This window comes from Albidovulum sp., assembly GCF_049646345.1.
GTDB lineage: Bacteria > Pseudomonadota > Alphaproteobacteria > Rhodobacterales > Rhodobacteraceae > Albidovulum.
Map to the genome: position 1 here is coordinate 1 of NZ_JBARVQ010000848.1, position 7,893 is coordinate 7,893.

At 63.5% G+C, this 7,893-nt stretch carries 7 protein-coding genes and 2 pseudogenes; 5 read left to right on the forward strand and 4 right to left on the reverse strand.

The genetic code is table 11. The annotated features are described in order from the left end of the window. Positions 1 to 367, reverse strand: a pseudogene (locus tag WBB85_RS22265) (hypothetical protein); the annotation flags it as partial. A 150-nt stretch (positions 368 to 517) separates the two neighbouring features. Here WBB85_RS22265 and WBB85_RS22270 point away from each other — a divergent pair. Continuing rightward, positions 518 to 1,177, forward strand: a complete 660-nt coding sequence (locus tag WBB85_RS22270) for a thiamine diphosphokinase (RefSeq protein WP_432640756.1) — start codon at positions 518 to 520, stop codon at positions 1,175 to 1,177. On the opposite strand, the gene WBB85_RS22275 is transcribed toward WBB85_RS22270, so the two are convergent. The 3 genes from WBB85_RS22275 to WBB85_RS22285 form a co-directional block, all read right to left on the reverse strand. Further along, positions 1,143 to 2,078: a DMT family transporter gene (locus WBB85_RS22275; RefSeq protein WP_432640757.1), complete on the reverse strand. Its 936-nt coding sequence runs from the start codon at positions 2,076 to 2,078 to the stop codon at positions 1,143 to 1,145. The genes WBB85_RS22270 and WBB85_RS22275 overlap by 35 nt on opposite strands. 249 nt (positions 2,079 to 2,327) lie before the next feature. Further along, on the reverse strand, positions 2,328 to 3,704 hold the full coding sequence (locus WBB85_RS22280; protein ID WP_432640758.1) for an L-serine ammonia-lyase: 1,377 nt from the start codon (positions 3,702 to 3,704) through the stop codon (positions 2,328 to 2,330). Positions 3,705 to 3,718: 14 nt separating this feature from the next. Then, positions 3,719 to 4,423, reverse strand: coding sequence for a glutathione S-transferase family protein (locus tag WBB85_RS22285; protein ID WP_432640759.1), 705 nt, complete (start codon positions 4,421 to 4,423; stop codon positions 3,719 to 3,721). Between the two features lie 342 nt (positions 4,424 to 4,765). Here WBB85_RS22285 and WBB85_RS22290 point away from each other — a divergent pair, with 342 nt between their 5' ends. The 4 genes and pseudogenes from WBB85_RS22290 to WBB85_RS22305 form a co-directional block, all read left to right on the forward strand. Continuing rightward, positions 4,766 to 5,389 (forward strand): hypothetical protein, encoded by a 624-nt coding sequence (locus tag WBB85_RS22290; protein WP_432640760.1) that lies wholly within the window; start codon positions 4,766 to 4,768, stop codon positions 5,387 to 5,389. Between the two features lie 93 nt (positions 5,390 to 5,482). Next, entirely contained in the window at positions 5,483 to 6,274 is a 792-nt protein-coding gene (gene rpiA / locus WBB85_RS22295; protein WP_432640761.1) for a ribose-5-phosphate isomerase RpiA, read from the forward strand. Between the two features lie 15 nt (positions 6,275 to 6,289). Continuing rightward, the gene (gene gorA, locus WBB85_RS22300) at positions 6,290 to 7,648 is read left to right on the forward strand and encodes a glutathione-disulfide reductase (protein WP_432640762.1); all 1,359 of its coding nucleotides are present in this window, start codon (positions 6,290 to 6,292) and stop codon (positions 7,646 to 7,648) included. A gap of 65 nt (positions 7,649 to 7,713) precedes the next feature. After that, positions 7,714 to 7,893, forward strand: a pseudogene (locus tag WBB85_RS22305) (FtsH protease activity modulator HflK); the annotation flags it as partial.

The window sequence follows — 7,893 nt, forward strand, 5'->3', positions numbered from 1 at the left end:
CGGCCCGGATGCGCATCAGTTTCGCCGCAATGCTTTCCGTTTCTTCGGACCCTTCCGCCACCGGGGCAGATGGCGGTGCAGCCGGTTCATCAACGATCGCCGGGGCCTCATCGGCACGTGCACGCAAGACAATGCCGTTTTCGCTGACCTTCGCGTCAACACGCCGCTGGACTTCGCGTTCGGCGATGCGGTGCAGCATGTCGGCATCCGGGGTGGGCGGTTCCGCACCGAAAAAGCGGTCATCGGCGGCGAGTTCGCGGAAGTATTCGGCAATGGCCTTCATCGCCGAGAACGGGTCGTCAAACCCCTCCAGCGTACAAGAAAAGGTGCCGTAGGACACCGTCAGGATCTTACTCGCGCCAACCATGAAAACTCGCCTTCTTTCGCGCCTGTATTCTTAGGCTGCCCTTTAACTTATGCGGCATCGTGGACAAAAACAGGTTAATTGAAGGTTATTTTTCGGCCCATATTGTGTCTCTTCGCCATTTTCGTCATCAATGTCGGCATGTTAGCCACCATGCTTCAATCCGATAAGCCCGTAACGCTGCTGGGCGCAGGGCAAAGCACATCTTACTGTCTGAAAGAGGCGCTCACCCATGCCCCTTTTCTGGTAGCAGCAGATGGTGGCGCGAATATGGCAATCGCGGCGGGATATACGCCCGAAGCCGTGATCGGCGACTTCGATTCGATCACGGCCGACACCCGCGCCGCGATCCCGCCGGAGCGGCTTTTCCATATTTCCGAACAGGATACGACCGATTTCGAGAAATGCCTGAGCCGGATCGAGGCGCCACTGATCCTTGGCGTGGGGTTCGCGGGCGGGCGGCTTGATCATGTGCTTGCCGTCTGGACGGTGCTGGCACGTTACCCGGCGCAACGATGCCTGATTTTGGGCGAGGAGGATGTGGTCTTTCTGGCTCCGCAGCGTCTGAATCTCGATCTGGCCGAGGGAACGCGGGTGTCGCTGTTTCCGATGGGGCCGGTCCGGGGCCGGTCAGATGGGCTGTTCTGGCCGATAGACGGGATCGGATTCGCGCCTGACGGGCGGATCGGCACGTCGAACCGGGCGACGGGCCCTGTCACGCTCGACTTCGACGCGGCGAGGATGCTCGTCCTCTTGCCGCGCTCATGTCTGGAAGCTTCTATCGCAGCTCTGGTGCCGGGGGATGCAGCGTAAGCCGGGCGGCCCGCGCAACCTGGCGTTCGCGGTGAATGACATAAAGGCCCGAGGCGACGATGACCGCCACCCCGGACAGGGTCAGCGCATTGGGAAAATCGCCGAAGAAGATATAGCCGAAAAGCGTCGCGGTCACGATTTCTAGGTAATGCAGGGGGGCCAGCGTGGATGAGGGCGCGAATTTCAGCGCATAGGTCATGGCCATGTGACTGATCGTGGCGGCAAGGCCGACACAGAAGCACCAGAGCCAGAATACCCCTTCGGGCAACACGAAGGCCAGCGCGGGTTCGCCAAGGCCGTGGCCAACCGCGAGAAAAGGCAGGCAGAGAAGTGCCGCAAGAACGGCGGTGTGAAACTGCATCGTCACCGGATGCATCCTTTGCGACAGATGGCGTGTGACCAGCATGTAGAAGGCGAAAAAGACCGCTGTGCCGAGCGGAAACAGCGCCACGGCCCCGAAGGCCGCAAAGGACGGCTGGATGACGAGGAGCGACCCACCGAACCCGACGATTGCCGCGCCAAGTCGTCGTGGCCCGACCTGTTCGGACAAAGCCAGCTTGCCGACCAGAAGGATGATGAAGGGTTCGACAAAGACGATGGCAAGCGCATCGGCAATGGGCATGACCTTGACCGCGGCGATGAAGCAATAGGTCGAGGCGATGGCGAGGCTGGCCCGGATGGTGGTCAGGCCGAGCGTCTGTGGCGTCATGCTGAAGCTGAGCCGCATGAACAGCACGACCGGCAGCATGAGAGCGGCCTGCACGATGAACCGGCCGAGCGTGACCACGCCCACCGGCACGTCCTGTGCGGCGAGTTTGGAGGCGACGTCGATGAGCGGCGCGAAGATGCAAAAGCCGATCATCAGCGCGACGCCGGTCAGGACACGGTCGGTCGGGTTCATAGCCTTCCGCTATCCGGGCAGCGCTGCCACGTCCAGCCGGAAAGCGACATTCTCTGGCGCGGCTCTTTAAAAACGGAGGCCCGTTCCGGGCCACGACATGTCTCGCCATCCCGGCCGGGGCCGGGCTGGCTCGGACTGGTGCCGGGCTATCGGCCAGGGAGTGCTGGCCCGCGCGGCCGGACGCCAGGTCACGCCATCCCGGCGAGTGGGACAGCGCGCAATCGAGGCTGAATTCAGAAGGCAAACGCCTCAGCAGTTCGGCACGTTCACCGCGAGCCCGCCGAGCGAGGTCTCCTTGTATTTCTCATGCATGTCGTGGCCGGTCTGGCGCATCGTTTCGATCGCCGCATCCAGGGGCACGAAATGCTGACCGTCACCGCGCAGGGCGAGCGAGGCGGCCGAGACCGCCTTGATCGCACCCAGCCCGTTCCGTTCGATACACGGCACCTGCACCAGCCCCTTGACCGGATCGCAGGTCATGCCGAGGTGGTGTTCCAGTGCAATCTCTGCCGCATTTTCAACCTGTTCCGGCGTGCCGCCCATCACGGCGCAAAGGCCTGCCGCAGACATCGCGGCGGCCGATCCGACCTCGGCCTGGCAGCCGCATTCGGCACCCGAGATCGAGGCGTTGTGCTTGCACAGGCCCCCGATCGCCGCTGCGGTCAGGAGGAAATCGCCGACCTTTGACTGGGTTGCACCCGGTACATGGTCCAGCCAATAGCGGATCACGGCGGGCAGCACGCCCGCTGCCCCGTTGGTGGGCGCGGTCACGACCTGACCGCCGGCCGCGTTTTCCTCATTCACCGCCATCGCATAGACGCTCATCCAGTCGTTGATGACATGGGGGGCGGTGATGTTCAGCCCGGCTTCGGCCTTCAGCGCCTCATGGATGCCCTTGGCCCGGCGGCGCACCTTCAACCCGCCCGGCAGGATGCCGTCGGTGGCAAGCCCGCGCTCGATGCAGTCGTTCATCACCTGCCAGAGCCGGGCCATGCCGTCCTCCAGATCGCGCGCGGAGCGGAAATGCAGCTCATTGGCGCGCTTCATCTCGGCGATATTCATGCCCGAGGCGGCGGCCATTTCCAGCATCTCGGCCGCCGACTGGAACGGATAGGGGCAGCCCGAGGGGGCCGCGGCCTTTTTGCCGGCATTGGCCTGTTCCGCATCGGTCAGGACGAAACCGCCGCCGATGGAATAATAGGTTTCCTGCAGGATCACGTCGCCTTGGGCATCCGTCGCCATCAGGATCATGCCATTGGCATGGCCGGGAAGCGACGGGCCGTAATCGAAGACCAGATCGGTTTCTGGCTGGAAGGCCAATGTCGGTAGGTCGGGTGGTGTGACCGTGCCGGTCTCGGCGATGGCAGCAAGGGTCGCTTCGGCCTTTTCATGGTCGTAGCTCTCGGGCAGGAACCCGGCCAGCCCGAGCACCGTCGCCCGGTCGGTGGCGTGACCCTTGCCGGTGAAGGCCAGCGAGCCATGGAGCGAGGCTTTCAGGCCATGGGGATGAAAGGGCGAGGCGCGAAGCGCGGCAAGAAAGCGCGCGCCCGCCACCATCGGGCCCATCGTATGCGAGGAAGACGGGCCGACGCCCACCTTGAACATGTCGAAGACGGAAAGAAACATCTGGGCCGGGCCTTTCAGGTCGCACTACCCTCGGGCGGGCAGGCATATGTGGGTCTGGTGAATATCGTCTCGCCCAGCCCTTCGGCAAGGGCTGCTTTGCGCGCGGCGGGGCGGACCTCCATCGCGGCGGCGACAGCGTGGAGTGCCGGAGAGCGCGAGAGGTCGAACCACCCGGTGCCGCCCTCGGGGTAAAGGGCCAGCCAGCGCAGGAGGCAGGAAACGTAGGAGGTCAGGATCGAAGGCGTGTCTGGGGCGAACCAGCCGGGCCGGTCCCTCGCCATCGCCTCCATCAGCAAAAGATGGCGGAGGATGCGGGTGCGGGTCGCCAAGGCGAAAGCGGTCACGCAATCCGGGTCCCCGGCATAGCGCGCAGGATAGAAATGCAGCCTGATATCGGCATGGAGCGTGTTCGACGTGAAGAACTGCCATTTGAGGAAACCCGCCCGCGCCGGGTCGCCCGGTTGGGGCGCAAGCGCGCCATGGCGTTCCGAAAGCCAGAGCAGGATCGCGCCGGTTTCGAAGATCGGGCCGTCGGGCGTTTCCAGCACAGGGATCAGCCCGTTCGGATTGAGCCGCCGATAGGCGTCTCCGTCCTGCGCCCGGGCCTTGCGATCGACCAGTTCCGTCCGGAACGGCTGACCCAATTCCTCCAGCACCAGCCGCACGATGAGTGAAGCATTGTCAGGGGCGTAATGCAGGATATAGGGCGCGTCGGTCATGGCTGACTTATGCGCTGGGATCAGGGGTGCAGAGCGGTGGAAAGCGACCTTTCCGGGCGAAATCCGCGCCTGGTCGGGCGAAACGGTGCCGCCGGGCAGATGCGGGTTTCGTGATCACGAAGACCGCGACAGAACGGACTTGCGCGGGGGCTTGCCCCCGCGCTCCGCCGGATCAGGTCAGGCGAAGTGCGGAGCGGTAATGACAGTGCGTTAAGCGGCGAGATCCCATTGACCCTTGACAGAACGCTTTGGCGACGCGGCATCACCTCCCCCGAATTGTGCAGGTGAGGATTTGTTAACCAAGCTGTCCGATGCTCGGCGGGGTTACGAGGAGGATGTGTGATGAACAGAAGCCGGGGTTTTTCGGTGCTCTTGATCGCAGCATCTACGGTCATCGCCACAGGCCCGGGCGCGGCAGGTGACGGGGCGCCACTGCCGGTTGACGGGGCCGCTCTGGTCCGGGCGCTGCCCGAACGGGTTCTCGACCGGATCCGAAAACGCCCGGCGTCCTATATCGAGGTGGCGGCCGAGGCGATCCTGAGTTTCGGCGCCGGGGGCGGTATCGGGATGGCAGGGATCGAGGAAAGCATCCTGGCCGAGCGGGCGAAAGTGTGGGCGCGCGAGATGGAGCGGTTCCTGCGTGCCGATCTTAACAATGACGGGCGCATGACGGCACAAGAAGTCGATGGGCTGATCCGGCGCACCTATCAGGGCTGGCGCGGCAAGCTGAAGGTGGCGCAGGGCACAGCGGACGCCGACGGGGATGGCTTGATTTCGGCGGACGAACTCGTCGCTTATGCGTCAGCTGCGGCATATGCGGCTGTCGGCGAAGACGAGGCCTTGGATCGCATGGCTCTGATGGCTTTCGATCTTGATCACGACGGGCAAGTCACGCTGGCCGAAGTCATGGACGGGGTAGAGGCGCTGGTCGCGCTCGATCTCAGCGTGGTGCGCAAGGACATCTGAGCGGCCACAATTGGGGCAAGGGCGGCCATTTGCCCCTCGCAACCAGCGGGCATCTTTCCTATAACCAAGGCGCTTGCCCTGACGGAGGATCCCATGCCGGCTGAACTCTCGCCCATCGACAAGGCGAAATACGCTGCGGCCAGACGTGCTGTCGACCTTGTCGAAAACGGCATGCGCGTGGGGCTTGGCACCGGTTCGACCGCCGCCTGGATGGTGCGTGCTCTGGCTGAACGTGTGCAGAATGAGGGGCTGAGCATCACCTGCGTGCCCACCTCGGATCGCACGGGCGATCTTGCCCGCGATCTGGGGCTTCACGTGGTGACGCTCGATGATGCGAAATGGCTTGATCTGACCATTGACGGAACCGACGAATTCGACCCCGGCCTCAATCTGATCAAGGGCGGCGGCGGCGCGCATCTGCGCGAAAAGATCGTCGCCACCGCCTCTGACCGGGTGGTGGTGATCGCCGATCCCGGCAAGCAGGTCACCCAACTGGGCGCCTTTCCCCTGCCGGTCGAGGTTCTGGCCTTTGGCCTTGCCGCGACACGGGCGCTGATCGAGGAAATGCTGATGTCGATCGATGTCCTCAGCCGTCAGGTGACGCTCAGGATGAATGGCGACACGCCTTTCGTCACCGATGAGGGCAACCATGTCCTTGATCTGCATCTGGGCCGGATCGGCAATCCGCGCCAACTGGCGCTTGTCCTCAATCAGGTGCCGGGTGTGGTTGAAAACGGGCTTTTCATTGATATCTGTGATCAGGTGATCGTCGGCCACACCGATGGACGGGTCGAGATGCACGATATTGATGGCAGCGCGAAACCCGGTGACAAGGTGGAATTCGGCGAGCCGGAAAACATCTTCGCCGATCTCGGCGACCAATAGCCGGGAAGGGCGCGCATGGCTTTCGATTACGATCTTTTCGTCATTGGTGGCGGTTCGGGGGGCGTGCGGGCCGCAAGGATCGCATCCAGCGAATATGGTGCGAAGGTCGGTATCGCCGAGGAATACAGGATGGGTGGAACCTGCGTCATCCGGGGTTGCGTGCCGAAGAAACTGATGGTCTTCGCCTCGTCCTACGCGCCCGCCTTCGAAGATGCCCGCGCCTATGGCTGGGATGTGACGGTTGGGCGCTTTGACTGGACGGCGTTCCGGGCGAAGCTCGACGCTGAACTGGACCGGCTGGAAAGCGTCTATCGCGCCGGGCTGACGGGGGCGAAGGTCGCGATCCACGATTGCCGCGCGGTGGTAGAGGATGCGCATACGGTGCGGCTGGCCACGGGTGAGGCATTCACCGCCAAGCACATCCTGATCGCCACGGGCGGCCAGCCTTTCGTGCCCGAGATGGCGGCGGCGGCCGGGGCGCTGACCTCGAACGACATCTTCAAGCTCGATAGCCTGCCGAAATCGATCCTGATCGTCGGCGGCGGCTTCATCGCTTGTGAATTCGCCTGTATTCTCAACGGGCTCGGCGTCGAAGTTACACAGTTTTATCGGGGCGAACAAATCCTGCGCGGCTTCGATGGCGAGGCGCGGGGCCATATCGCCGAACATATGCGCGATGCCGGGATCAACCTTCATGTCGGCACCGATGTGATTGAAATGAAGGCGGCAGAGGGCGGCACCTGGGTCAAATCGACCGACGGGCGCGAGGGGGTTTATGAAAAGGTCGTCTATGCGACCGGCCGGATGCCCAATACCGAAGGGCTCGGGCTCGACAAGCTGGGGGTGAAGCTCGGCCGCAAAGGCGAGGTCATGGTGGATGAATGGTCCCAGACCGCCGTCCCGTCGATCTTTGCCGTGGGCGATGTGACAGACCGGATCAATCTGACGCCGGTGGCGATCCGCGAGGGCCATGCCTTTGCCGACACCATCTTTGGCGCCAAGCCGACGAAATCGGATCATGAGCTTGTCGCCAGCGCCGTCTTCACCCAGCCGGAATTCGGCACCGTCGGCATGACCGAGGAAGCGGCGCGGGATGAGCGGCCGATTGAGGTCTACGCCACGTCGTTCCGGCCCATGCAATCGGCTTTTGCCGGGCAGCCCGACCGGGTGATGATGAAGCTGATCGTCTGCGCCGAGACCCGCAAGGTGCTCGGCTGCCATATTGTGGCACCCGGCGCTGGCGAGATGATCCAGCTTGCCGCCATCGCGATCAAGATGGGTGCGACCAAGGAAGATTTTGACAGAACGGTTGCGGTTCACCCCGTAATGGCCGAAGAACTGGTGACATTGCGCAAACCGGTGCGGACAGCTTGACTTTCCGCCCCGGATGCCCAGTTCGGATGTGAATTTGTGAAGAACAACAAGAGGGAAATGACCTGATGGCTGGAAGCGGAGGCCCATGGGGCGGCGGCGGGTCCGGCGGCGACGATGACGACCGCAAGGGCGGTCGCGGCGGACGTCGGCCAGGCGAAGGTGGACCTGTCCCCGAGATCGACGAGATCATGAAGAAGGGTGCCGAGCAGCTCAAGGTGCTGATGGGCGGGCGCGGCGGCGGGCCG